Below are 26,244 nucleotides of genomic sequence, written 5' to 3'. Positions count from 1 at the left end.
CTACTTTCGCGCTGCGTGGGCCGAGGACCCGTTGACCGGCGTCGGAGTCTCCTCGTAGTCCTCCAGGCTCGGCGGCGCGTCGGCCGGCTCGACGAACGTGTTCCGGCGTTTGGAGACCAAAATTGCGATGCCCGCTGCCGCACCGAAGAGCGAGCCGAACACCACGAATTTTCTCGTCTTCGTGCTCAAGAGCGATCCGCGCGTTGTGTTGGTGGCACGCGGCGCGGAGGTCGCCAGCGCACGATGAGTCTTGCGACGATCAGCTTCACGCCGTGCCAGCGCGTATCCGCGCGTGGCGAGCTGTAGGCCGACCCCAGCGGATCCGGTCCCGAAGATCTTCGCTGCCTTGATCAGATTTCCGCCGGTGCTCGCTGCGACGCCCCGGAAGTGCTCAGACTTCGATGTGCTCGTCATGCCCCCACTGTTCCACAACGTGGGTGTGAATGACCGTCACCGTTTCGGCCAGTGCCTGTCAATGGCACGATGGTGGGGTGACTTCACCAAACAAGACATCGACGGCAACGCTGCACACAAACCGCGGCGACATCATCATCGAACTGTTCGGCAACCACGCGCCGAAGACGGTCGAGAACTTCACCGGTCTCGCTGACGGCACGAAGGACTACTCGACCACCAACGCCTCGGGCGGAAAGACCGGACCGTTCTACGACGGCGCCGTCTTCCACCGCGTCATCGACGGCTTCATGATCCAGGGCGGCGACCCGACCGGAACCGGCAGCGGCGGACCGGGCTACAAGTTCGGCGACGAATTCCACCCGGAGCTTTCCTTCGACCGCCCGTACCTGCTGGCCATGGCCAACGCCGGCCCGGGAACCAACGGTTCGCAGTTCTTCATCACCACCGGCAAGACGCCGCACCTGAACCGCAAGCACACCATCTTCGGCGAGGTGACCGACGACGCTTCGAAGAAGGTCGTCGACGCCATCTCCGGTACCCCCGTTGGACGTGGCGACCGTCCCGTCGACGAGGTTGTCATCAACAGCATCACCCTGGCCTGAATCGACCAACCTGCTGTAGATACCTGTACGCGGAGGACTGAAAGACGATGACGAACCCCGGCTGGGGTGGCGCGCACGGCAACGAGCCCACCCCACCTCAGTCGAGGTGTGTCCGACACCCCGAGCGTCCCACCGGTCTCGCATGTTCGAGATGTGGCAGACCGGCGTGTCCGGAGTGCCTACGGCCCGCTGCAGTCGGCCAACACTGCGTCGACTGCGTTCGCGCAGGCAACGCGTCGGTGCGTCGGGCACGAACAGTGGCCGGTGCACCGATGGGTGCCGCGTACGGCCGCGTCACGTACATCCTGATGGGGTTGAACGTGCTGGCGTTCGCGGTGACGGCGCTCCAGTCCCGCAGTCTGTTGGACAACACCGGAGACTCGTCCCTGTTCGACGCCTGGGCCCTGTTCCCACCGGCCGTGGCAACCGGCGATGTCGAGCGAATTCTCGGTAGCGGATTCCTGCATATTGGGCCGATACATCTGCTGGTCAACATGTTCGCCCTCTACATCATCGGCAGAGACGTCGAGGCCATTCTGGGGCGCGCGCGGTACGTCGCCGTCTACGCGGTGTCACTTCTCGGTGGCAGTGCGTCGGTGATGGTCCTCGAAGCGCCGATCAGTCTTACCGCAGGTGCGTCGGGAGCGATCTTCGGACTACTCGGTGCGCAAGCGGTCATTCTTCTCAAGCTGAAGCGAAGTCCGACGCCGGTCCTCGTCGTGATCGGACTGAACATCGTCATCAGCATCTCGATCCCCGGCATCTCACTGTGGGGTCACGTGGGTGGACTTGTGGCGGGAGCCGCTGCCACTGCCGGCATCCTCTTTCTGCCCAACAAGACTGGGTCCTCACAGGGGCGGATGGGTTGGATCGCCGTGGCCGGAGTTGCCGCGCTCGCTGTGGTCATCATCGGCGTGCGAGTTCTGGACCTACGGTCTCTGATGGGTCTGTAGCTCACTCACAACTGGTCACTGTGACGCTTCGGGCACGAACCCGCCGCGTTCGAGGGCATCGTAGACGTCCTGGGGGTTCGTCCCCAGATCCCACCTGCCGAAGATGACCAATCGGTCGTCGTCTTCCCCAGCGCGGCGCACGTCCATCTCCAGCATCGGTACGCGCCGTCCGAGGCGGGGGTACTTCACCGTCTTGATTCGTACGATCTCCTCGCGTCGGTACGTCTGCACGCCGGTGAGTCGTTTCATCGACACTGTGCTGTCGTTCATCCACAGACGTGGCCGCTGGTAGGCCGCGAGACCGGCAATTATCCACAGGCCGAGGGCCGCCACGGTCACCAAGAACCGGCCGGCGGGATCCGTATCCGTCAATATCGCAGCGATGACCAGTGCAAATCCGCCGAAGGCAAGTGCGAATACGGCCGGCATCGGCGTCGCCCACCGCTGTTCATCCACACCCTGTGGATCGTCGGATAAGTTATCCACAGGCTTTATCCACATTGGGGATGAATAACACGCGTGTAAGTAGCTCGACTCGAGACTGTTCGATCAACGACACCGGGTGATCAACGCCACCGCATGGTCATGACGAGGCCGACCACCATGAATCCGAAACCGATCAAGAAGTTCCATGCTCCGAGGCTGTTCATCCAAGAGATGTTCTCTGCCGCCAGGTAGTACACGAGCAGCCACAGCAGCCCGAGCAGCATGAATCCCAACATCACTGCCACGTAGAACGGACTGGACGGACCTGCCTTGACCGAACCGGGAGTGCGCGTCCCCGGTGCGATCACGTAGTCCTTCTTCTTGCGAACCTTCGACTTCGGCATGCTTTCCCCTTCTCTGTCGTTGCTGCATCAACGCCGTCGTTCGTGCAGTAACACTCTCGTACCCGGTACCTCGCCTGTGGATAGAAGGTTGTGGACAACTAGGCCTGTGTACGGCCCAGCCGCCGATCCAACCCTCGCATCGCCCCGCGGCTGGAGCAGGTAGCGTCTGGTGTTGACACATGCCCAATGTTGAGCACATGCCCTGTACACGCTAGCTCAGCGGAAACGCGGGTGAGAGCACCGGAGGAGTACATGCCCTCGGACGATCGGCACACGAGGACGACATCCTTGGTGTGGCAGGTACTCACAGTGGTGGTGTGCCTCGTTGTCGGGATGCTCCTGGCTACGACGAGGCAGTTCTCGCACGGCGACGAGATTCGCCGTAGTGACACGACGAGACTGTCTTCTCTGGTGCGGTCCGCGCAGGTCAGTGCCGATGATGCCGAGACGATCCGTGACGACCTAGCCGAGCGGGTCGACGAACTTCGAAACACTGCGGGCACGGTCGACGCCGACGTCGGCGACGCGCTGGCGCAGACTCGACCGCTGACGGCCCCCGCGGGTATGACGGCCGAGTCGGGACCGGGCGTCGTCGTGACGATGACGGATGCCCCGAGAGGTCCGGACGGGCGCTACGCATCGGACGCGTCGCCCGATGATCTCGTCGTACATCAACAGGACGTACAGAGCGTCCTCAATGCCCTGTGGGCAGGCGGTGCGACTGCGATTGCGATGCAGGATCAACGAATCGCAAGTCGAGTTGCTCCTAGGTGCATCGGAAACACCCTGCTGTTGGGTGGCCGCACGTACAGCCCGCCGTACGTGGTGACAGCGATCGGGGATCCGACCGAGCTGACGGCATCCCTCGACCGGGAGCCGGGCGTCACGGTATTTCGTCAGTACGCGTTGCGGTACGGCCTCGGCTATACCGCGGACGCATCCGAGCAAGTGGACGTTCCGGCGTACGACGGGTCGATCCGGATGCAGTACGCCCAGCCAGGGTGAACTGTCGGTCGACGGGGCCACTGCCTTACGCTGGCACTATGCGCATCATGGTCGTCGACAACTACGACAGCTTCGTCTTCAATCTGGTCCAGTACCTCGGCCAACTCGGTGTGGACGCGACCGTCTGGCGAAACGACGATCCACGCCTCGACGACAGGGATGCGGTCGCCCGCGAGTTCGACGGCATTCTGCTGAGCCCCGGCCCCGGTACCCCGCATCGAGCAGGCGCGACGATGGACCTGGTGACCGCAGCGGCGACCGCGAGGACTCCGCTGCTCGGAGTGTGCTTGGGACACCAAGCGATCGGAGCTGCCTTCGGAGCGACGGTCGATCGCGCCCCGGAGCTCCTGCACGGAAAGACCAGTTCGGTCCACCACATCGGTGTGGGTGTACTCGAGGGCCTGCCGCAGCCATTCACGGCCACCCGCTATCACTCGTTGACGGTCCTCGAGGACACGATCCCCGAAGAACTGGAAGTCACCGGACGAACCGAATCAGGTCTGGTGATGGCGATGCGCCATCGAGAGCTGCCGATCCATGGTGTCCAATTCCACCCCGAGTCGATCCTCACCGAAGGCGGGCATCGGATGCTGGCGAACTGGTTGTCGATCTGCGGTGCAGAATCGGACGACGCCTTGATCGGTCAGCTCGAGGCGCAGGTAGCGCTCGCGTTCCGCTAGCGCTACCTGCCGGGTATCCCCAGAACACCGAGGCTGATGTTCACCGTCTGTGACTTGGTGATCTCCGATCCAGCGGGTTCGGCTTGATTCACCACGCGGTTGACCATGGTCGGATCGAGAGTGCTCTCCTGCGACGTGATGATGCTCGTCGCCGAGCCGGTCCAGCCTGCCGCCTCGAGAGCGGTCTTTGCCTGTGCCGCGGTCAGCCCCAGTAGATCCGGCATGGGGATCTTGTCGCCATTGGACACGCGCAACGTGACGGTGTCACCTGCGACTGCGTTGGATCCACCGGCGGGGCTGGTCGAGACGACCTCGCCGAGCGGCTGGCTCGAGTCGATGTTCTCGACTTTCACCTGGAAACCTGCCCCCTCGACGTTGGGCTGCGCCACCTCGACCTGCTGCCCGACGACGTTGGGGACTCGCACCTGCGCAGGTCCGCTGCCCAGGGTGATCTTCACCGACGATCCGACGGTGATCCCGACGCCCGAAGACGGATTCTGCTCGACGACCTTGTCCAGATTCTCCGGCGTGGATGCTGCCCGAGCGACGGCGCCGTCGAGTTCCAGTCCCAGCGCCGACAGTGCTTGTGCGGCCTGCTGCTGGGTCTTGCCTGCGAGCTGCGGGACCTGGACCTGTTCCGGACCGCTGGACACGTCCAGGTTGACTGCGCTCTTGGTGTCGACCTCGGCACCCGCCCCCGGCCTCGTGGCAATCACGGCGCCGGGGGGAACTGTCGCGTCGGCCTTCTCCTCGATGTCGAACCGGAGGTCTGCTTCCGCGAGTCGTGCCTGGGCGTCCGATGCCGACAGACCGGTCACGTCGGGAATGGCGACGCGAGCCGGGGACGAGCCGGGGCCGAGAGACCACAGGAACCCGCCGATGATTGCGACGACCACGACTGCAGCAAGCGACAGCAGTGCGATTCGGACGCCCCTGTGTCGGGGACCTTCGTCGTCGACACCTGCGTGTCGGCCGCTGGCCGTGCTCGCAGGCTCCGACGCGGTGGACGAGCGTGGAAGTGGAGCCCGCGCATCCATCGAGCCGAGGATCGTGGTGCGATCCTCGTCGTTCATGACCGTCGGCGCGCTCGGACGTTGGCCGCCGAGCACGCGGACCAGGTCGGTGCGCATCTCGGCAGCGGACTGATACCGGTTCGCTGGGTTCTTGGCCATCGCCTTGAGGATGATCGAGTCCAGTTCGCGAGGCACGTCTGCATTGACGCGCGACGGTAGCTCGGGATCTTCGCGCACGTGCTGGTAGGCCACGGCGACGGGAGAGTCGCCCTTGAACGGAGGTTCCCCGGTCAGTACCTCGAACAGGACGCAGCCGAGAGAATAGACGTCGGAGCGGGCGTCGACCTGCTCGCCTCGGGCTTGCTCCGGGGAGAGGTACTGGGCGGTGCCGATGACGGCTGCGGTCTGCGTCATGGGACTCGAGCTGTCGGCAATGGCCCTGGCGATGCCGAAGTCCATGACCTTGACTGCGCCCGCGTTGTTGATCATCACATTCGCGGGTTTGACGTCACGGTGGACGATTCCGTTGCGGTGCGAGAAGTCGAGTGCCGCACACACATCGGCGATGACCTCCATCGCATGGCGCGGCGCCATAGGGCCTTCGCCTCGGACGATGTCACGCAGCGTGCTGCCCTCGACGTATTCCATGACGATGAACGGCAACGGACCGGCTTCGGTCTCGGCCTCGCCGGTGTCGTACACAGCGACGATGGCGGGGTGGTTGAGTGCTGCCGCATTCTGCGCCTCACGGCGGAAACGCAGATAGAACGTCGGGTCGCGCGCAAGGTCTGCGCGAAGCACCTTGATTGCCACGTCGCGGTCGAGTCGGTTGTCGCGTGCCAGGTGGACCTCGGACATGCCACCGAATCCGAGAATCTCGCCCAACTCGTAGCGGGACGAGAGGTTGCGGGGAGTCGTCATCGCTGTCCTTGTCGATCAGTGCCAGAAGAGTCTTTGTCCACGAAAGGGGTTCCGGCGGCCTGCGGTTCCTCTTCGCCGCCGCCGCCTGTCCCGGGGAGGCCCGGAATGGTGAATGGCGGGATGGTGAGCCCGCCGTTGGTGGTCGTCGTGGTCGGCTGTGTCGTGGTCGGCTGTGTCGTCGTCGGTTCTGTTGTCGTTGTGGTCGGTTCCGTCGTGGTTGTCGTCGGTTCCGTCGTCGTCGGCCGCGTTGTCGTCGGTTCTGTTGTCGTTGTGATCGGTTCGGTGGTGGTGGTGGTGGTCGTCGTGGTCCGCTGCGTCGTCGTGGCCGGGCTGAAGGGAGCCGGAGTCTCGTCTTCGCGGTTCAACAGCACGAAGCCACCGATGAGGATGGCAAGTAACAACAAGCCGGCGCCGCCCCACGCGAGAGCCTTCTGCGCCGACGACATTCCGGTGGGTTCCGGCTCCGCGGGCGCGGCGGCGCCCGTACGGGGACCGGTGTACTGATTGTGCGACGTCGGCATCATCTGAGTACTGCTCGGTGCTGAGGCCGCGACCACTCCGGGCATCATGACCCTGCCGGTGCCGGGTCCTCGGCTGGTACCTGGCGCCGGCGGTCTGCGGCCGGCACGGACTGCGGCGACAGCATCGGCGAACTCACCGCCGTTCGCATAACGCGCAGCGGGATCCTTCGCCATCGTGATCTCTATCAGCTCCCGAACACCGGGAGGGAGATCCGCCGGCAGAGGTGCCGGTGTGTCGCGGACATGTTTCATCGCGACGGTAAGCGCGCCGTCACCGACGAAGGGACGGGTCCCGGACAGAACTTCGTAGCCGACGACGCCGAGTGAATACACGTCACTCGCGGAGGTCGCTTCTTCTCCCAGTGCCTGCTCGGGAGCAATGTACTGGGCAGTGCCCATCACCATGCCGGTCTTCGTCACCGGTGACGCGTCGACTGCCTTCGCGATGCCGAAGTCGGTGATCTTCACCAGACCGGCGGGAGTGATCAGGATGTTGCCGGGCTTGACGTCACGGTGCACGACGCCTGCCGAGTGCGCAACCTGAAGCGACCGGCCAGTTTGCTCGAGCATGTCGAGAGCGTGGCCGAGCGGCAGTCGTCCGATCCGTCCGAGCACAGCGTTGAGCGGCTCGCCGTTGACCAGTTCCATCACCAGGTACGCGAGCGACTCGCCTGCTTCGTCGCGCGTCTCGCCGTAGTCGTACACCCCTGCGATGCCGGGGTGATTGAGTTGCGCGGTGGTACGAGCCTCGAAACGGAACCGCTGCAAGAACTCCGGGTCCTCGGAAAACTCTGCTTTGAGCACCTTGACTGCGACCTTGCGGTCGAGGCGATTGTCCATCGCCTCCCACACCTGGCCCATTCCGCCTGTCGCGATCAATCGCAACAGACGGTAGCGCTGTGCAATGACTGCACCGTTCTTCAGTGGCACGAGTTGCTCACCTCCCCTGCAATCCGGCAGCGATGACAGCGCGACCGACCGGAGCTGCGACCGACCCGCCGGTCGCAGCGAGGGCACGGTCGCCACCGTCCTCGACGATGACGGCGATGGCTATTTTCGGGTCTTCGGCTGGCGCGAAGCCGATGTACCAGGCATGCGGCGGCGTGTTCCGCGGGTCGGTACCGTGCTCGGCCGTGCCGGTCTTAGACGCGATCTGAACGCCGGCGATCTTGCCCTCGCCACCGGTGTTGTTCTCCGACCCGATCATCAGCGACGTCAATGTCGCGGCGGTGTCAGCGCTGATCGCCTGTCCCCTCGAGTCGAGGGCTGTGGTCGACAAGTTCGACAGGTCGGGCGCCTGCAATTGGCTGACCATGTGCGGAGCCATCCGGACGCCGCCGTTGGCGACGGTGGCCGCAATCACCGCGTCCTGTAGCGGGGTCAGCGCGACGTCGCGCTGACCGATGCTGCTCTGGCCGAGGGCTGCATCGTCTGGAATGGATCCGATGGTGCTGTCGGCGACGGGAAGCGGCAGCGACGTGGTTTCCTCGCCGATCCCGAAGGCGCTCGCCGTGTCACGCAGGGCGTCGCCACCGGTTTTGATTCCGAGTTCGACGAACGCGGTGTTGCACGAGCGGGCGAAGGCATCCCGAAGCGCCGCGGTCGCGCCGCTGCCACAGGTGCTCCCGTTGTAGTTCTCGAGGGATGTCTCGGTGTCCGGCAGCGTGATCGTCGAGGCAGCGGTCAGCTGATCGTCGGGGCTTGCACCGTTCTCCAGAGCTGCAGCGGTCACGAGAACCTTGAATGTCGATCCGGGTGGATACGTCGCCGAGATCGCGCGGTTGAGCAGGGGCTTGGCGGGATCGGCATTGAGTTGGTCCCACGCCTCGGTGGTCTGGGCACCGTCGTGGCTCGCCAGCAGGTTCGGGTCGTAACTGGGTGAGCTGGCCATCGCGAGGATGTTCCCCGTCGACGGCTCGATCGCGACCACGGCACCGGTGTATCCCCTGGAGAACAGCTGATCGTAGGCGACCTGCTGCACGACGGGGTCGATGGTCGTGACGACGTTTCCACCACGCGGATCGCGACCGGAAATCAGATCGAACAGTCGGCGACCGAAAAGGCGGTCGTCGGAGCCGTTGAGCACCTGATCTTCGGTGCGTTCGAGGCCGGTGCTCGAGTAGAGCATCGAGTAGAACCCGGTGACCGGGGCATTGGCCATCGGACTGTTGGGAGCCAACTGATTCGGCGGATACGTGCGCAGGTACTTGTATCGATCGTCGGTGGAGATCGAGGCGGCCAGCACCTGTCCGCCCGCGGAGATCTGTCCGCGCTGACGGGAGTACTCGTCGAGCAGCACCCGGGAGTTGCGAGGATCGGAGCGCAAGTCGTCGGCTTTGATCACCTGCAGGTACGTGGCATTCGCCAGCAGTGCGACGACCATCACCATGACGGCGATGGACACGCGGCGGAGAGGAGTGTTCATGAGCGTTTCACCATCTCGGTCGGCGCCTCTGCGATCGGGGCTGCCGGGGCCGGCTTCTTCTTCGGCGTCGCGGGTTCACGTGCGGCGTCGGAGATCTTGATCAGTAGTGCGAGAAGCAGATAGTTGGCGAGAAGCGACGATCCTCCGTAGGACAGATAGGGCGTGGTCAGACCCGTCAGCGGAATGAGCTTGGTGACGCCGCCGACGACAACGAACAACTGAATCGCGACCGTGAAGGACAGGCCGGCAGCGAGGAGCTTGCCGAAGCTGTCACGAACGGCGAGTGCGGTGCGAAGCCCACGGATGATGAAGACCAAGTACAGGATCAGGACGGCGGTGAGCCCGATGAGACCGAGCTCTTCACCGACCGCTGCGATGATGAAGTCCGTCTTCGCGAACGGCACCTGTGAGGGTCGCCCACTGCCCAGGCCGGTACCGGCGAGACCACCCGTAGCGAAGCTGAACATCGACTGGACGATCTGGTAACCGGTGTCGTTGTAGTCGTCGAAGGGATGAAGCCAGGTGTCGGTGCGAATCTTGACGTGGCCGAATACCTGGTAGGCGAAGAGAAATCCGACCAGCAGCAGACCGAAGCCGATGATGAGCCAGCCGACGCGTTCGGTGGCGATGTAGATCATCACCAACACGGTGCCGAAGATCAGCAGTGATGATCCGAGGTCCTTCTCGAAGACGAGGACTCCGACGGAGACGATCCACACCAGCAGAATCGGTCCGAGATCGCGTGCACGCGGAAAGTCCATGCCGAGGAAGTGCTTACCTGCGGTGGTGAACAGCTCTCGCTTGGCGACGAGTAGCGACGCGAAGAAGATCAACAGCAGTATCTTGGCGAACTCGCCGGGCTGAATGCTGAACCCGGGCAGCCTGATCCAGATCTTGGAACCGTTCACCTCGGAAAAGGCCGACGGGAGAAGCGCTGGGATCGCCAACAGCACCAGACCGCACAAACCGACGGTGTAGCTGTACCGAGCCAGGGTTCGGTAGTCGCGAAGAAGCACGAGAAGCACGATGAAACCGGCGATCGCAAGCGTTGTCCACAGCACCTGCTGGGTCGCGTCGGGCGACGGAATCTCCTGCCCTAGATATTCGGCGGATTGCTGATCCGCCAGATCGAGCCGGTGAATCAGAACCAAACCGAGCCCGTTGAGCAACGCCACGATCGGAAGCAGCAGCGGATCCGCGTACGGCGCGAACCTGCGCACTGCCAGATGCGCAATCGTGACGAGCGCGAGATAGGCAAGGCCGTACTTGGCGAGATCCCACGTGACTGCCTGTTCCTGGCTCGCCTCGACGAGCACCAGCGAGAACGTGGTGATCAGAACGGCGATGCCAAGGAGCAGCAATTCGACGTTTCGACGATTGGACTGGACGGGAGCGGGCGCGAATCCGCCCGGTGGGCTCGGAAAGGACGCCCCCACAGATGGATTGGAGCTCATCAAGTACCGGCCCTGCAGTTCTGACCAGGCAGTTGAGGCACCGTAGGCGCGGGTGTGGTGGTCGGCGCCGGTTCCGCCGGGGGAGCTGCCGGATCTGCGGGCGGTGCGGCGGGATCGGCAGGAGGCGCCGCGGGGGGCGCCGATGTGGGCGCCGGGGCTTCGGTCGTGGTGGTCACCTCAGCGACAGCCGCGCACTCGGGAAGAAGGTCGCCCGACGCGAGTCGATTCATCTGCCCGTTCGCGTCATCGAGCTTGCCCGACGGTAGTCCCGCGCGAACCTGCTCACGAGCGGCCGGCGCGAGATCGTCGATCTCGAAGACCTCGCAATTGCTCGGAGCAGTGTCCGGTGCCGTCAGGGTGAGCGCACCGTCGTCGCCGAGGCATCCGATGGAATGCACCGATTGCAACGAGTAGCCCAGGATCGAACCGGGCACGCCCCGCATCACTGCGACGCGATTGTTGTCCTCACCGACGTAGTAGTTGTTTCTGATGGCGGTGTTCGCGACGAACGCTCCGCCCACCAGCAGTGCGATGAGGGCCAACGCCACCAGGGTCCAGCGAAGTTTGTGAGACTTCTTCTCCGGCACCGGGGGAGGGGTTGCAACCCGCTTGGGCGTCGACCGAGGTGGCCGCATGGCGGCCGCGCGGCCGGCAGCGGTGTTGGGCGGCGGGGCATCCTCTTCGTCCTCGGTACTGGCTGCGCCACCGAGAATCGGTGAGCTCTGCCCGTAGTCGAGATCGATGACATCGGCGACGACGACGGTGACGTTGTCGGGTCCGCCGCTTCGCAGCGCGAGTTCGATGAGTCGGTCTGCGCATTCCGCGCAATCACCCTCGTTCATCGTGTTCTCGATGGTTTCGTCGCTGACGACATCGGACAGACCGTCCGAGCACAGCAGGTATCTGTCGCCGGCGCGAGCTTCGCGAACCGTCAGTGTCGGCTCGATTTCGTTGCCGGTGAGCGCCCGCATGATCAGCGACCGCTGCGGGTGGGTGTGCGCCTGTTCGGCGGTGATACGCCCTTCGTCGACGAGCGACTGGACGAACGTGTCGTCTCGAGTGATCTGCGTCAGCTTCGTCTCGCGCAGCATGTAGGCGCGGGAATCGCCGATATGGACGAGTCCGATCTTCCTGCCCGCGAACAGAATTGCGGTCAATGTGGTGCCCATGCCGTCGAGCTCGGGTTCTTCCTCTACCTGATCGGCGATGGACGCGTTGCCCTCTCGGGTCGCCGCCTCGAGTTTGCCGAGAAGGTCGTCGCCCGGCTCGTCGTCGTCGAGGTGGGCCAGAGCGGCGATCATCAGTTGCGATGCGACCTCGCCCGCAGCATGTCCACCCATACCGTCGGCAAGCGCGAGAAGGCGTGCGCCTGCGTAGACCGAATCCTCGTTGTTCGAGCGGACCAGTCCGCGATCGCTGCGCGCTGCATACCGGAGTACCAGGGTCACGGGCGCAGCTCTATCACGGTTTTACCGACACGGACCGGGGTACCGAGCGGGACACGTACGGCCGTGGTCACCTTGGCTCGGTCGAGGTAGGTGCCGTTGGTGGAACCGAGGTCCTCGACGTACCAGTCGCCGCCGCGCGGCGAGATGCGCGCGTGCCGCGTCGACGCGTAGTCGTCGGTCAGTACCAGCGTCGAATCGTCGGCACGGCCGATGAGCACCGGCTGAGTGCCGAGTGAAATTCTTGTTCCGGCGAGGCCGCCCTGTGTCACCACTAGATTCTTGGCAACCTTCTGTTTGTTGAACGACGGAAGAACTTTCGATCCGCCGGAGTACCGCGCGGGCATTCGCATGCCGGACGCCGCATAGATGTCACTCCGAAGAGTCCGAAGAACGGCCCAGACGAAGAACCACAGCAATAGCAGAAAACCCGCTCGGGTCAACTGCAGTATCAAGCCCTGCACAGCCCTCCACCTCCTTCGCAACCGTCCTTGATCATCGCCGTCGAGCAACGGAGGAATGAACCGTATTCCACCGAGTATGCGCATGCGAGGCGACACGACTTCTCACGCAGCATCCTAGAGTGAAGCTGCGTGTGCCGATCACCATACTGGTGACGCCGGTTAAACGATGCGGACGAGAATTTCGGAGTGTCCGGCCCTGATGACGTCGCCGTCGGCCAATTGCCAATCCTGAACCGGTGAGCCGTTGACCGTGGTGCCGTTGGTCGAACCGAGGTCCGACAGCATGGCCACACGTCCGTCCCAGCGGACCTCGACGTGGCGCCGCGACACACCGGTGTCGGGGAGGCGGAACTGCGCGTCCTGACCGCGACCGATGATGTTCTGACCGTCGCGAAGCTGAAAGTAGCGTCCGCTGCCGTCTTCGAGCTGCAGCGTTGCGGTCAGTCCCTGACTGTCGGCGTACGCCGGCTCGTCGTAGTCGTAGGCGGGTTGCTGGTATCCCGCGGTGGCGTACTGGCCCTGCGGGTAGCCGCTTTGCTGCGGCGGGTAGTCGTACGACGGTTGCTGCTGGTAGCCGGCGGGCTCGGAATACGCCTGCTGGTCGTACTCCGGCTCGGCGTAGGCCTGCTGGCCGTAGCCCTGCTGGCCATATGCCTGCTGACCGTAGGCCTGCTGGCCGTAACCCTGCTGGCCGTAACCCTGCTGGCCGTAGGCGGGATCGGAGTACGCCTGTTCGGGCTGATCGCCCTGCTCGTACGCCTTTTGGTCGTAGCTGGGGTCTGCGTATGCCTGCTGTCCGTATGCCTGCTGGTCGTACGCCTGATCCGCGTAGGGCTGCTGGTCGTAGCCCTGTTCGTTGTACGGCTGATCCTGGTGGCCCTGACCGTATGCCTGCTGGTCGTACTGGCCTTCCGCCGCTGGAGCCGGCGCGTCATAGGGTTCGCCGCCGTGTGATGCTCCGTTGCGGTAGTCCTGGCCGTATGCGCGCGGGTCACGGTTCTGCGGAGCGTAGCGAGGGTCCTGGCCTTGAGCTGGGTAGCCGTTACGGGCACGCGGATCCGGGTGAGAGCCTTCGGCTGGATCGCGGTGCGGGTCGTAGCCTGGGTTCTGCGTCATGTGGCCGGCTCCTGATGTCGACATAGGTGGTGCTGACGGGCGCGCGGGTCGCGGACCGGGTACTGCAGCCTCCGCGGGCGTGGAAGCTCGTGGCGCCGCAGTGTGATTCTTCGGTGGGTTGTTGCCGCCGGCCGCAGTCGGTGATCGTCCCACATCGGGATCCACCGAACCACTTGCCCGGAATTGGCCCGTGTGCAACGTAGGTGAGGGTTCGAACCGAACCACGATGTCACCGTAGGTCTGCCACCCCTGGTCACGGATGTAGTCCCCGAGGTGGCGGGAGAAGGCTTTGACGGTCAGATCCCGATCGGCGGCGAGTTCTTCGTGATCGGAATTGTTGATGGTGATCACATAGCTGTTGGGTGCGAGGTAATGGCCACCGTCGAGTGGCCGAACCCGGTCGGCAGCTTCCTGCTGCAGCGCAGCTTCTACTTCCTGCGGCACCACACCGCCGCCGAACACACGGGCGAACACGTCACCGACCGCGCCCTGCAGCTTTCGCTCGAAACGCTGGACAATGCCCATGGTGACCACTCCTCCCGATCTCTTCTGCCACGAGCGCGTGTCGCCTCGAGGTCGTCGTCCAAGCATGATATACGTTGCCGGTTGCGGTGAGTCCCCGCTGGAGGCGAAGCACGAACACGATTTCATCGCCGCCGGATGTGCGTGTTAATGTTCACCGGTCACTCGGGCGGGTGGCGGAATGGCAGACGCGCTGGCTTCAGGTGCCAGTGTCCTTCGGGACGTGGGGGTTCAAGTCCCCCTCCGCCCACAGCAGTTTCAAGAGTCGCAAACGACGCATTTCTCGTCGTTTGCGATTTTTTGTTTCGGCCTGATTCCGCCGTCCTGGCTCACCGGCTGCTCCCGCTTCGGAGGCGGACCCGAGTCAATAACCCACCGCAGCAATCACATTCGACCGACGGACCCGCTCTCCGAGCTGATCGCCCTGTCCGGGGCCGTGATCTGGACGAACAAACGCTGCACGATCGCCGAGCAGAGTGCATCCGAAATTCGACTCTCGACCCCCGCATGAGGCCCGCTCGATCTTCGAGAAACCCCAGGTGAAGGGCGAATATAGGTATACCTTAGTTGCGGGGTGGGCTAGGTGCTGACTTATCGTTTGTGGTTGGACCGGCGTACCCGAAGCCGAATCCACCCGCTAGACGCTTTGCGCGCTACGAACGAGCCCACCTGCTCGAGGTTAGCCGAAGAACGTTTTCGGGGGTGCTGCTTCAACGGCGAACGGCACCAATATAGCCGTCCGCGACGGCCGGCGACCCGTGCCGCGCCGCTGCGACGTACTTGAAGGCTGGACTTATCCGAAGGCTAGGTATGAAGCACACTCCGGGCCCCCAAGGCCTCTACGACCCCCGAAACGAGCACGACTCCTGTGGCGTCGCGTTCGTTGTGGACATGCATGGTCGTCGTAGTCGAGACATCGTTGAGAAGGCCATCACTGCGCTGGTCAACCTCGAACATCGGGGCGCCGCCGGCTCCGAGCCCAACACCGGTGACGGCGCCGGAATCCTGATCCAGGTACCCGACGCGTTCTTCCGCGCTGTCGTGGATTTCGAGCTGCCCGCTGCCGGCGCATATGCCACCGGAGTCGCCTTCCTTCCGCAGGGAAAGAACGATGCGGCCCGTGCATGCGAGGGCGTGCGACAGATCGTCGAAGACGAGGGCATGAAGGTCCTCGGGTGGCGTGAAGTTCCCACCGACGACTCCTCTCTCGGGGCGCTCGCGCGCGACGCGATGCCGACGTTCCGTCAGTTGTTCTTCGCCTCCCCCGACTTCTCCGTTACCGACATCGAACTCGAGCGCCGCGCGTTCGTCATTCGTAAGCGCGTCGAACACGAGTTGGGTGAAGAAGGCGCAGGCAAGGACGGCCCGGGCCGCGAGACTGTGTACTTCCCGTCGCTCTCACCTTCCACCTTCGTCTACAAGGGCATGCTGACGACGCCGCAGCTCAAGGGTTTCTACCTGGATCTGCAGGACGAGCGCGTCGAAAGCGCTCTCGGACTTGTGCATTCGCGCTTCTCGACCAACACGTTCCCGTCGTGGCCGCTCGCGCACCCGTTCCGCCGCGTCGCGCACAACGGCGAGATCAACACCGCAACCGGCAACGAGAATTGGATGCGAGCCCGCGAGGCTCTCATCGAGTCCGACGTGTTCGGTGGCGCCGAGGCGCTGGCCAAGATCTTCCCAGTCGTCACGCACGGCGCAAGTGACACAGCACGTTTCGACGAGGTCCTCGAGCTGCTCCACCTCGGTGGACGTAGCTTGCCGCACGCCGTGCTCATGATGATTCCCGAAGCATGGGAGCGTCACGAGTCCATGGATCCCGCTCGTCGGGCGTTCTACAAGTACCACTCCTCGCTCATGGAGCCCTGGGACGGACCGGCCTCGGTGTGCTTCACCGACGGCACCGTCATCGGCGCAGTTCTCGACCGCAACGGGTTACGCCCGAGCCGTCTCTGGGTCACCGACGACGGTCTCGTCGTCATGGCGTCCGAGGTCGGCGTACTGGACATCGACCCGTCGAAGGTCGTCCGCAAGGTTCGCCTGCAACCGGGCCGCATGTTCCTCGTCGACACCGCGCAGGGCCGCATCGTCTCCGACGACGAGATCAAAGACGAGCTCGCCGCCGAGCACCCGTACCAGCAGTGGCTCGACGAGGGTCTGACCTCGATCGACGACCTGCCGGATCGCCCGCACGTCCACATGCCGCACGATCGTGTGCTGATCCGTCAGCAGATCTTCGGGTACACCAACGAGGAACTGAACGTACTCGTCTCGCCGATGGCGAAGACCGGGGCGGAGGCCATCGGCTCGATGGGCACCGACACGCCTATCGCAGTGCTCTCGACGCGTCCGCGGATGCTGTTCGATTACTTCTCACAGCTTTTCGCGCAGGTCACCAACCCGCCGCTCGACGCCATCCGCGAGGAGATCGTCACAAGCCTCGGTGGCACCATCGGACCCGAGGGTGACCTCCTCAACCCAGGTCCCGATGCTTGCAAGCAAATCGTGCTCCCACAGCCGATCCTGCACAACGACGATCTGTCCAAGCTTGTCCACATCAACGACGACGGCACCCAGGAAGAACTGCGTTCGGTCGTCGTCCGCGGTCTGTACCCGGTCGCCGACGGCGGCGAGGGCCTGCGCGCGTCGTTGGAAGCCATCCGAACTCAGGTTTCCGCGGCGATCTCCGGCGGCGCACGCATCATCGTGCTGTCCGATCGTGAGTCGAGCGAGAAGCTCGCACCGATCCCGTCGTTGCTGCTGACCTCCGCGGTGCACCACCACCTCGTTCGCGAGAAGACCCGTACCAAGGTCGGTTTGATCATCGAGGCCGGTGACGCCCGCGAGGTGCACCACATGGCACTGCTGATCGGATTCGGAGCAGCAGCGGTCAACCCGTACATGGCATTCGAGTCCATCGAGGACATGATCGAACGCGGTGCCCTCACCGACATCGACTTCGACAAGGCCGTCGCCAACTACATCAAGGCCGCAGGCAAGGGTGTACTCAAGGTGATGTCCAAGATGGGCATCTCGACGCTGGCGTCCTACACCGGCGCGCAGCTGTTCCAGGTCATCGGCCTGTCCCAGGATCTCGTCGACGAGTACTTCACCGGACTGAACAGCCACCTCGGTGGCATCGACCTCGAGCAGGTCGCACAGGATGTGGCCGCACGCCACTCCGTCGCGTACCTGACCAACCGTCAGGAGCGCGCCCACCGCGAGCTCGAGACGGGTGGCGAGTACCAGTGGCGTCGGGAAGGGGAATACCATCTCTTCAACCCCGACACTGTGTTCAAGCTTCAGCACTCCACTCGCACGGGTCAGTACGACGTCTTCAAGGAATACACGAAGATGGTCGACGACCAGTCCGAGCGCCTTGCGTCGCTGCGTGGTCTGTTCCGCTTCAAAACCGAGGATCGTCAGCCGATCTCGATCGACGAGGTCGAGCCGGCGTCGGAGATCGTCAAACGCTTCTCGACGGGTGCGATGAGCTACGGCTCCATCTCCGCCGAGGCGCACGAGACACTGGCGATCGCGATGAACCGCCTCGGCGGCCGATCGAACTCCGGAGAGGGCGGCGAGGACGTCTCACGCTTCGAGCCGGACGAGAACGGTGACTGGCGACGCTCGGCCATCAAGCAGGTCGCGTCGGGCCGCTTCGGTGTCACCTCGCACTACTTGACCAACTGCACGGACATCCAGATCAAGATGGCGCAGGGCGCGAAGCCCGGTGAGGGCGGCCAGCTTCCGGCGCACAAGGTGTACCCCTGGGTTGCCGAGGTTCGGCACTCGACGCCAGGCGTCGGGTTGATCTCGCCGCCGCCGCACCACGACATCTACTCGATCGAGGATCTCGCTCAGCTGATCCACGATCTGAAGAACGCCAACCCGCAGGCTCGCATCCACGTCAAGCTCGTCTCCGAGGTCGGCGTCGGAACGGTCGCCGCTGGTGTCTCCAAGGCGCACGCCGACGTGGTGCTCATCTCGGGCCACGACGGTGGCACGGGTGCTACACCGTTGACGTCGGTCAAGCATGCAGGTGGACCGTGGGAGCTCGGGCTGGCCGAGACCCAGCAGACGTTGCTGCTCAACGGACTTCGCGATCGCATCGTCGTTCAGGTCGACGGCCAACTCAAGACCGGCCGTGACGTCATGGTCGCGGCGCTGCTCGGTGGTGAGGAGTTCGGTTTCGCCACCGCGCCTCTCGTCGTGTCGGGCTGCATCATGATGCGCGTCTGCCACCTCGACACCTGTCCAGTCGGTGTTGCGACGCAGAACCCGGTGCTGCGCAAGCGTTTCGCGGGCAAGCCCGAGTTCGTCGAGAACTTCTTCATGTTCATCGCCGAAGAGGTCCGTGAGCTCATGGCGCAACTCGGCTTCCGCACGCTCGACGAGGCCGTCGGTCAGGTCGGGTTGCTCGACACGACCGCTGCCAAGGAAGCGTGGAAGGCGTCGAAGCTGGACCTCTCGCCGATCCTCGACGAGGTCGAGTCGGCCTTCATGAACCAGGACCTCTACAACACGGGCGTTCAGGATCACGGACTCGACAAGGCTCTCGATCAGCAGCTCATCGCGCAGAGCCGCAACGCCCTCGACAAGGGCGAGAAGGTGACCTTCGAGTCGAAGATCACCAACGTCAACCGCACGGTCGGCACGATGCTCGGGCACGAGTTGACCAAGGCGTACGGCGGAGTCGGACTGCCCGACAACACGATCGATATCACGTTCACCGGTTCGGCGGGCAACAGCTTCGGTGCGTTCGTGCCTTCGGGCATGACGCTGAGGCTGCACGGCGACGCCAACGACTTCGTCGGCAAGGGCCTGTCGGGCGGACGCATCGTTCTGCGCCCGTCGCTCAACGCACCAGCGGGATTCGTCGCCGAGGACAACATCATCGGCGGAAACGTGTTCCTGTTCGGTGCGACGCAGGGTGAGGCTCTCATCCGCGGTGTCGTCGGGGAACGTTTCGCCGTACGTAACTCCGGAGCAGTGGCAGTCGTCGAAGGCGTCGGCGATCACGGTTGCGAGTACATGACGGGCGGCAAGGTCGTCATCATCGGTGAGACCGGACGTAACTTCGGTGCCGGGATGTCCGGGGGAGTCGCGTTCATCTTCGATCCGAACAAGACGTTCGAAGCGAACCTGAATACCGAACTCGTCGATATCGAGAGCATCGAGGGTGACGAGTTCACCTGGCTCAAGGAGATCGTCACACGTCACTACGACGAAACGGGATCCGAGGTTGCAGAGCGAATCCTCGCGGACTGGTCACAGCAGGTGAACCACTTCGTGAAGGTCATGCCGCGCGATTACAAGAAGGTACTGCTCGCCATCTCCGAGGCCGAGAAGAACGGCGCGGACGTGGACGAGGCAATCATGGAGGCAGCTCGTGGGTGACCCACAAGGATTCTTGAAGAACACCGTTCGTGAACTGCCGAAGCGGCGTCCCGTCGACCTGCGGCTGATGGACTGGAAAGAGGTCTACGAGGACTTCTCCAAGGACACACTGCGGACCCAGGCGAGCCGATGCATGGATTGCGGTGTCCCGTTCTGCCACAACGGTTGCCCGCTCGGGAATCTGATTCCCGAGTGGAACGACCTGGTGTACAAGGACCGTTGGCGCGAGAGCATCGACCGGCTGCACGCCACCAACAACTTTCCGGAGTTCACCGGTCGGTTGTGTCCGGCGCCGTGTGAAGCGTCCTGTGTTCTGGGCATCAACCAGGATCCGGTGACGATCAAGCAGGTCGAGGTCGAGATCATCGACAAGGCTTTCGAGGAAGGTTGGGTCACCCCGGTCTACCCGACGCACCTGACCGGCAAGACCGTCGCCGTCGTCGGCTCCGGACCTGCGGGACTTGCTGCAGCGCAGCAACTCACGCGCGCCGGCCACACCGTCACGGTGTTCGAGCGTGCCGATCGCATCGGTGGCCTACTTCGCTACGGCATTCCCGAGTTCAAGATGGAGAAGCGCCACATCGACCGTCGCCTGGCCCAGATGGAGGCCGAGGGCACGGTGTTCCGTACCGGCGTCGACGTCGGCAAGGACATCTCGGCCGACGAGCTTCGCGCACAGTTCGATGCAGTCGTACTGTCCGGTGGAGCAACCGCGTGGCGTGACCTGCCGATCGAGGGTCGCGAGAACGAGGGTATCTACCAGGCGATGGAATTCCTGCCGCACGCCAATCGTGTGCAGCAGGGTGACTTCGCCGAGCCCCCCGTCAGCGCCAAGGGCAAAAAGGTCGTCATCATCGGCGGCGGCGACACCGGCGCGGACTGCCTCGGCACCTCGCACCGCCAGGGTGCGGAGAGCGTCCACCAGTTCGAGATCATGGCTCGGCCGCCGGAAGAACGCGCGACGTCGACGCCGTGGCCGCTGTACCCGCTGATGTATCGCGTGGCCTCGGCGCACGAAGAGGGCGGCGAGCGGGTGTTCTCCGTGAACACCGAGCGCTTCCTCGGCAAGGACGGCAAGGTCACCGCACTCGAAGCACATGAGGTCGAGTTCAAGGCCGGCAAGTTCGAGAAGATCGAGGGCAGCGAATTCACGCTCGAAGCCGATCTCGTGCTGCTGGCCATGGGCTTCGTCGGACCGGAAAAGCCTGGTCTGCTCACCGATCTCGGAGTCGACTTGAACGAGCGCGGCAACGTGCAGCGTTCGAAGGAATGGGTCACCAACGTTCCAGGCGTCTTCGTTGCGGGTGACATGGGCCGCGGCCAGTCGTTGATCGTCTGGGCGATCGCCGAAGGCCGGTCCTGCGCAGCCGCCGTCGACACATTCCTTCAGGGTGCCACCGCGTTGCCGTCGCCGATCGTCCCCACTCAGGCGCCGCAGCGGTAGTTTTCTCGCACGCCGACCCACCGCTTGAATGGTCTACCGTAGCCATCTGATCGTATGGATGGACCGTTCGAGCGGTGGGTCGTCCGCATTCTCCCCGCTTGAATGGGACTTTCCAGCCATCTGATCGTATGAATGGACCATTCAAGCGATCGCCGGAACACCGGGCCATGCGCACGTTTTCCCGTGCCATAACCTCGTTTTCGTCTCGGTGTATGCGCGCTCATACTTTTAGGTAACCTCTGTTTACCGATTGGGCATCGTTTCGACATCGGAGCGTGGAATTCTCGCTCGCGAAGTCGAAAGTCCGCTAAGCAGTGAGGCCGCATCATGCGCGTGAAGAAGCTCGTCGCCACCATCGGATCGGTCGTGGCCGTTGTTGCAGGAGTCACCGCCCTGCCCACAGTCACTGCATCGGCAGATCCAGCATCCTGCCCAGGCCTGTACGTCGTCGCGATTCCCGGCACTTGGGAGACCAGTTCGGGGGCGGCACCGAAGCCGGGCATGCTGACTGCGGTGACCGATCGTATCGCCGGTTCCGATATCCGTACCGACTACGTGTCCTACCCCGCTACGGCGTTCCCGTGGGAGGGCGGAATCTACGGCGAATCCCGAGCAGTGGCGACCGCCAACGCGGGCGGCATGATCAAGGCCATGGCCGATCAGTGCGGCGCAACCAAATTCGGCATCATCGGCTACAGCCAAGGTGCCGACGCGGCAGGTGACTTGGCAGCGTCCATCGGCACCGGCCTCGGCGTCGTGCCTGCAGATCGCGTCGCTGCGGTGGGTCTGATCTCCGATCCCAAGCGTTCCGACGCGGACGCGCTCGTCGGACCCCAGGTAGTCGGCACCGGAGTCGGAGGCCCCCGCGTCGGAGGATTCGGCTTCGTCAGCCCGGTCGTTCGTACGTTCTGCGCCGTCGGTGACCTGTACTGCTCGACACCCAAGGACGACTACGTCGCTCGGCTCGCCGGCTTCCTGGCCGTGTCCTCCGATCCGAACCCGGCCGTTGCCGCGCAGGCGCAGCAGGATGCGGAAGTTCTACTGGGCGACATCGCGTCGGCAGGAGGCCTGCCGACACTGCAGGGCCAACTGTCCGATCAGGCGAACCAGCAACGCAGACGTGAGATCGAGGCGTTCTACCGCTCCGGTGTCCATCAGGAATACGGTTCGTACGCCGTCGATTCCAACGGAACCAGTGCAACGACGTGGCTCGCCAACTACCTGCGGGACAGTATCTAATCAACCAAGTGTGGCTGTAACCGCTTGCCGCGCAACAACAGGTACACGACGAACGCCGATATCCCCATACCTGCCGCACACCAGGCCGCCGCGAGATTCAAACCGTCGACGAAGCCCGATGCGGCGAGTTCGCGGAGGGCGTCGTTCAGTGGTGCGGGCAGGTACTCGGCGACCGCCATGCCGCCTCCGACGGTTTCCGACGCAGGGCCGGCGATGTCGGGGGGAGTTTCCGGAGGGAGTGAGTCCTGGAGGCGGTTTCGGTAGACCGTGGTGCCGATCGTGCCGAGGATAGCGATGCCGACTGCACCACCCAGCTCGGCGCCCGTCTCCGACAATGCCGATGCCGTGCCTGCCTTTTCAGGAGCTGCGGCGGTGAGGACGATGTCGGAGTTCAAGGTAGATGCAGCGCCGACTCCGAGTGTGATGAGTGACATCCCGATGATCATCAACGGTATGCCGGAGTCCGCTCCCACGAAGCTCAGTGTCAGCGAACCGACCGCGATGAGTACCAGCCCACCGGCGATGATGGTGCCCGTCGGGACGATCTTGCTCAGCGTCGGCGACAAGATCGCACCCACCCCGGCAGTGCCCGCAGGAATCAGCAACCACAGTCCGGCGGCCAGCGGCCCGAGGCCGACCAACAGCTGCAGGTACTGCGAGGCGAACAGACTGAACCCGGTGAGGGCGAAGATCACCAGGAACTGTACGAGAACTGCTGCACTGAACGCTCTTTCGGTGAACAACGTGATGTCGATAAGGGGATCGGTGGCACGCCGCTGTCGGACGACGAAGAGGTAGCCGAGAACAAGGCCCCCGAGTGCCGTGGAAATCGTTGCAGTGTCGAAGCCCTCCTGTGCGCCATGCTTGATCGCGTAGACGATGCCGAGCATCGCCGCGATCGACAGAACGACACTGGTCGGATCGAACTTGCCTGGATTCGGATCCTTGAACTCCGGGACGAGTAGTGGTGCAGTGACCAGCAGTAGAGCCATGATCGGTATGTTGACGAGGAACACCGATCCCCACCAGAAGTGTTCGAGCAGGAATCCGCCGATCACCGGACCGATGGCACCACCACCCGCGAAGCCCGCCGTCCACATTCCGATAGCTTCCTTGCGTTGGCCGGGATCGTGAAACATGTTGCGGATCAAGGACAGCGTGCTCGGTGCGATCGTTGCTCCGCCGACACCGAGGAGTGCGCGCGCGACCAGGAGCATTTCGGGGGAGGTCGAGAACGCGGCCAGCACCGACGCCGCGCCGAACACGACCGCACCGATCATCAACAACCTGCGTCTGCCGATACGGTCGCCGACAGAGCCCATCGTGATGAGCAACCCGGCCAGGAAGAACCCGTAGAGATCGAGGATCCACAGTGTCTGGTTGCTGGTCGGTTCGAGATCGGCGGCGACCGCGGGAAGCGCCAGGTAGAGCACTGAGATGTCCATCGATACGAGCAGGATGGGAATGACGAGGACACTCAGCCCGAGCCAGTCCTTGCGCGTCGCCTTCTCGTTCACGACTCCCCTTCTTCCCGACCACGACGTTCGCGATACGAATGCGTACCTGACGGTACCGTCGGCGCTTCGGGGTGCTCGAGTCGAGGGCTACGCGTAGTCGGGTGACACCGTCTCGCGGGAGTTGTCGGTAGCTCGGTAGACGAGTGCGGAAACTACCAGCAGTACGACCGTCATGGGGACGGCGAGCCCACCGGTCGACGTCATGGCTGAATAGCCGATCTCACGAGCACCGGCGGCGGTGTAGGCCATCGGCATGAAGGCCGACAGGTGTACCCAGATTGCTGCGCTGCTCGCGTAGGCGGCGCCGCAGACGACCACCTGGACAACGAGTAACGCGATGTTGACGGCTTGTCCGACGGTGGCGCCGAGCAGACGTTGGATCGCGCCCGCAGCCGTGAGGTAGGCAGCGGCGGATACGACGAGAAAGATGCCTGCGGCCAACAGTGCTCCGATGCCCGCTTCCGGCGCAGTGAATGCGAACGCCAGTGCCGCGCATACTCCGACGGCCAGGATTGCGACGGCGGCGGCGATCCACCGGAAGCGAGAGTCGCGGCTCAGTACTCGTACCAGGCTGACGGCACCGATCGCTCCCACAGCGACGAGAGCGGCGATGAGGTAGGGCGCGACCGGCGTGCTGGACGTGGACGCGGCGGTGTCGGTTGAGGTTGCGGGTGCGGACAGTTCCTTGGCAGTCGGAAGCCCGGTCGTCGCGTCCTGGACGTTGGTTGAAATGCCGTCGACGATACCCGTGACGGGTTCTACTGCGGTGATGAGCTGATCGGTTCCGGCGCGGAGTTGGCCGCCACCGTCGTCGAGTTGGCCGAGTCCGTCACGAAGCTGGACTGTGGCGTCACCCAGCTGACCGGTCGCCGTCAGGAATTGGCTGGAGGGGTCGTTGAGCTCGCCGGACAGCTGTTGCGCGCCGCTCTTGAGGGTTTGGAGATCCGCGAGAGTCGACGGTCCGAAACCCTGCGTGTTCAGAGTGTCGATGACGCCGCGGATCTGGCCGGAGATGGCGTCGGAACCGGGGTGGGGGAAGGCGTCGACCTGGGAGGCCGCGGCGTCCAGCGCAGCCGTGAATTCGGCCTGCTGCGCACCGAACGCGGACAGGCGGTCGACGAGCTGGTCGACTCCACCACTGATCTGCGACGCGCCATCGCCGAGTTGGCCTATGCCGGCGCGATACTGGCCGAAACCATCGGCGAGCTGAATTGTGCCGTCGTGAGCCTGGGTGATGCCGTCGGAGAGCTGCACGACGCCGTCGTTGAGTTGATTGCCGCCATCGGTCAACTGCGTGATTCCGCCGGCCAGAAAGCTCAGGGGTAAACCGGCTTGCTGCAGGCTGCTCCGCGACTCCGCCAGCGGGTCTCCGGCTGCGGTGTTCTGGGTGGCTGTCGCGGGTGGCGTGGACGTTTCGGTGGCAGGGCTCAGGTCGTATCCGGCACCGAGCGCGAACGCACCGGCAGCCACCAGAGGAAAGGCAATGGCGACGAGAGCAGCGGACGGCCTGCGGAGAACGCGGAATTTACCCATAGTGGTTCTGAGGCTAACCGGCGTTCGGGTGCGCTTCGACCAGCTCACCGCACATATTCCGTCAAAATGACGGTGTGAGCTGGCAGTTTAAGAGGTCTATGAGGATCTGGCGCGCGACGGGGGAATCTAGCGGTTGCGCGGCAGTAGATCCCACACATGCTGCGTCTCGTTGATCGACGCAACCGAGCGTTTACCGTTGCGTGAGTACAGGATTCGTGTGATCGAACAGTAGTCGATCGGAAATCCGAGCACCTTCGGAGTCGTGAGAATGTCCTGCAGCACGATGTTGATGACACCTCCGTGCGCGAAGACCACGACGGTATCGGTGTGCTCGACGCCGTGGACCGCCGCCGCGACCCCCTCGAGGACACGAGCGCGGAACGCCACCTCGTCGACCTGCTCGGGGAGGTGGCCGTCCTTGATGCGCGCAAAGGCGTCGGCGAATTCGGTGCGCGCGTCCTCGATGGGGACGTAACCGCCGAAGTCGCGGTCGTACTCGGTGAGGCGCTCGTCGGAGTCGAGATGCAGACCGCGGTGCGTGGCAAGCGAGGCCCCGGTCTCCAGCGCGCGCAACTGGGTGCTGGCGACGGCACGCGCGACGCCGAACCGCGCCAGGGCGTCGGGAATGCGTGCTGCCTGCTGGTGCCCGAGTTCGGCGAGCGGTGGGTCGGCGGACTCTTCGGAACGGAGCGGAAGCGCGTGGCGTACCAGAATCAGCTGCACGGACTTACTCAACCACAGCG

General features: G+C 64.0%; 20 protein-coding genes and 1 tRNA gene. 8 read left to right on the top strand and 13 right to left on the bottom strand.

The genetic code is table 11. The features are described from left to right. The gene (locus WDS16_RS22095; protein ID WP_338887718.1) at window positions 1-414 is read right to left on the bottom strand and encodes a hypothetical protein; all 414 of its coding nucleotides are present in this window, start codon (window positions 412-414) and stop codon (window positions 1-3) included. 77 nt (window positions 415-491) lie between these two features. Here WDS16_RS22095 and WDS16_RS22090 point away from each other — a divergent pair, with 77 nt between their 5' ends. Both WDS16_RS22090 and WDS16_RS22085 read left to right on the top strand, forming a co-directional pair. Then, window positions 492-1,019: a peptidylprolyl isomerase gene (locus WDS16_RS22090; RefSeq protein ID WP_338887716.1), complete on the top strand. Its 528-nt coding sequence runs from the start codon at window positions 492-494 to the stop codon at window positions 1,017-1,019. Window positions 1,020-1,066: 47 nt separating this feature from the next. Then, entirely contained in the window at window positions 1,067-1,972 is a 906-nt protein-coding gene (locus tag WDS16_RS22085; RefSeq protein ID WP_338887715.1) for a rhomboid family intramembrane serine protease, read from the top strand. 15 nt (window positions 1,973-1,987) lie between these two features. Here the strand turns inward: WDS16_RS22085 and WDS16_RS22080 are convergent, their stop codons facing one another. Beyond that, window positions 1,988-2,473 carry a PH domain-containing protein gene (locus tag WDS16_RS22080; protein WP_338887713.1) on the bottom strand — a complete coding sequence of 162 codons (486 nt, stop codon included), beginning with the start codon at window positions 2,471-2,473 and terminating at the stop codon, window positions 1,988-1,990. Between the two features lie 65 nt (window positions 2,474-2,538). Further along, window positions 2,539-2,802 carry a cell division protein CrgA gene (gene crgA, locus WDS16_RS22075; RefSeq protein ID WP_338887711.1) on the bottom strand — a complete coding sequence of 88 codons (264 nt, stop codon included), beginning with the start codon at window positions 2,800-2,802 and terminating at the stop codon, window positions 2,539-2,541. Window positions 2,803-3,054: 252 nt separating this feature from the next. On the opposite strand from crgA, the gene WDS16_RS22070 reads away from it, so the two are divergent. Beyond that, window positions 3,055-3,807, top strand: coding sequence for a DUF881 domain-containing protein (locus WDS16_RS22070; RefSeq protein ID WP_338887710.1), 753 nt, complete (start codon window positions 3,055-3,057; stop codon window positions 3,805-3,807). A 38-nt stretch (window positions 3,808-3,845) separates the two neighbouring features. Further along, window positions 3,846-4,487, top strand: a complete 642-nt coding sequence (locus tag WDS16_RS22065; protein WP_338887708.1) for an aminodeoxychorismate/anthranilate synthase component II — start codon at window positions 3,846-3,848, stop codon at window positions 4,485-4,487. Window positions 4,488-4,489: 2 nt separating this feature from the next. Here the strand turns inward: WDS16_RS22065 and pknB are convergent, their stop codons facing one another. From pknB to WDS16_RS22030, 7 genes are all read right to left on the bottom strand, one after another. Continuing rightward, the gene (pknB, locus tag WDS16_RS22060; RefSeq protein WP_338887707.1) at window positions 4,490-6,421 is read right to left on the bottom strand and encodes a Stk1 family PASTA domain-containing Ser/Thr kinase; all 1,932 of its coding nucleotides are present in this window, start codon (window positions 6,419-6,421) and stop codon (window positions 4,490-4,492) included. After that, entirely contained in the window at window positions 6,418-7,872 is a 1,455-nt protein-coding gene (locus WDS16_RS22055) for a serine/threonine-protein kinase (protein WP_338887706.1), read from the bottom strand. Before WDS16_RS22055 ends, pknB begins: the two co-directional genes overlap by 4 nt. A gap of 7 nt (window positions 7,873-7,879) precedes the next feature. Then, complete coding sequence (locus tag WDS16_RS22050) at window positions 7,880-9,367, bottom strand: penicillin-binding protein 2 (protein WP_338887705.1); 1,488 nt, start codon at window positions 9,365-9,367, stop codon at window positions 7,880-7,882. Next, window positions 9,364-10,821 (bottom strand): FtsW/RodA/SpoVE family cell cycle protein, encoded by a 1,458-nt coding sequence (locus tag WDS16_RS22045; RefSeq protein ID WP_338887704.1) that lies wholly within the window; start codon window positions 10,819-10,821, stop codon window positions 9,364-9,366. Before WDS16_RS22045 ends, WDS16_RS22050 begins: the two co-directional genes overlap by 4 nt. Continuing rightward, complete coding sequence (locus WDS16_RS22040) at window positions 10,821-12,269, bottom strand: PP2C family serine/threonine-protein phosphatase (RefSeq protein ID WP_338887703.1); 1,449 nt, start codon at window positions 12,267-12,269, stop codon at window positions 10,821-10,823. The genes WDS16_RS22045 and WDS16_RS22040 overlap by 1 nt, the downstream gene beginning before the upstream one ends. Beyond that, a complete protein-coding gene (locus WDS16_RS22035) occupies window positions 12,266-12,730 on the bottom strand; it encodes an FHA domain-containing protein FhaB/FipA (RefSeq protein WP_020112263.1) in 465 nt (154 codons plus the stop codon). The genes WDS16_RS22040 and WDS16_RS22035 overlap by 4 nt, the downstream gene beginning before the upstream one ends. A gap of 159 nt (window positions 12,731-12,889) precedes the next feature. After that, window positions 12,890-14,371, bottom strand: coding sequence for an FhaA domain-containing protein (locus WDS16_RS22030; protein ID WP_338887695.1), 1,482 nt, complete (start codon window positions 14,369-14,371; stop codon window positions 12,890-12,892). A gap of 164 nt (window positions 14,372-14,535) precedes the next feature. Between WDS16_RS22030 and WDS16_RS22025 the strand changes: the two genes are divergently transcribed. The 4 genes from WDS16_RS22025 to WDS16_RS22010 all read left to right on the top strand — a co-directional run bounded on the left by WDS16_RS22025 (window position 14,536) and on the right by WDS16_RS22010 (window position 22,451). Continuing rightward, window positions 14,536-14,618: transfer RNA gene (locus tag WDS16_RS22025), tRNA-Leu, on the top strand. A 560-nt stretch (window positions 14,619-15,178) separates the two neighbouring features. Continuing rightward, the gene (gene gltB / locus WDS16_RS22020; protein WP_338887694.1) at window positions 15,179-19,768 is read left to right on the top strand and encodes a glutamate synthase large subunit; all 4,590 of its coding nucleotides are present in this window, start codon (window positions 15,179-15,181) and stop codon (window positions 19,766-19,768) included. Next, the gene (locus tag WDS16_RS22015; RefSeq protein WP_338887692.1) at window positions 19,761-21,212 is read left to right on the top strand and encodes a glutamate synthase subunit beta; all 1,452 of its coding nucleotides are present in this window, start codon (window positions 19,761-19,763) and stop codon (window positions 21,210-21,212) included. The genes gltB and WDS16_RS22015 overlap by 8 nt, the downstream gene beginning before the upstream one ends. A gap of 327 nt (window positions 21,213-21,539) precedes the next feature. Continuing rightward, window positions 21,540-22,451, top strand: coding sequence for a cutinase family protein (locus WDS16_RS22010; protein ID WP_338887690.1), 912 nt, complete (start codon window positions 21,540-21,542; stop codon window positions 22,449-22,451). Here WDS16_RS22010 and WDS16_RS22005 read toward each other — a convergent pair. The 3 genes from WDS16_RS22005 to WDS16_RS21995 form a co-directional block, all read right to left on the bottom strand. Further along, on the bottom strand, window positions 22,448-23,968 hold the full coding sequence (locus WDS16_RS22005; protein ID WP_338887689.1) for an MFS transporter: 1,521 nt from the start codon (window positions 23,966-23,968) through the stop codon (window positions 22,448-22,450). The genes WDS16_RS22010 and WDS16_RS22005 overlap by 4 nt on opposite strands. 87 nt (window positions 23,969-24,055) lie before the next feature. Beyond that, window positions 24,056-25,501, bottom strand: a complete 1,446-nt coding sequence (locus WDS16_RS22000; RefSeq protein WP_338887687.1) for a phage infection protein — start codon at window positions 25,499-25,501, stop codon at window positions 24,056-24,058. Between the two features lie 126 nt (window positions 25,502-25,627). After that, on the bottom strand, window positions 25,628-26,224 hold the full coding sequence (locus tag WDS16_RS21995) for a histidine phosphatase family protein (RefSeq protein WP_338893567.1): 597 nt from the start codon (window positions 26,222-26,224) through the stop codon (window positions 25,628-25,630). Between the last annotated feature and the right edge of the window lie 20 nt (window positions 26,225-26,244).

The sequence above is a fragment of the Rhodococcus sovatensis genome (assembly GCF_037327425.1).
Lineage (GTDB): Bacteria > Actinomycetota > Actinomycetes > Mycobacteriales > Mycobacteriaceae > Rhodococcoides > Rhodococcoides sovatense.
The sequence above is the reverse complement of the archived record's forward strand: the minus strand, read 5'-3'. Positions and strand labels throughout refer to the sequence as shown.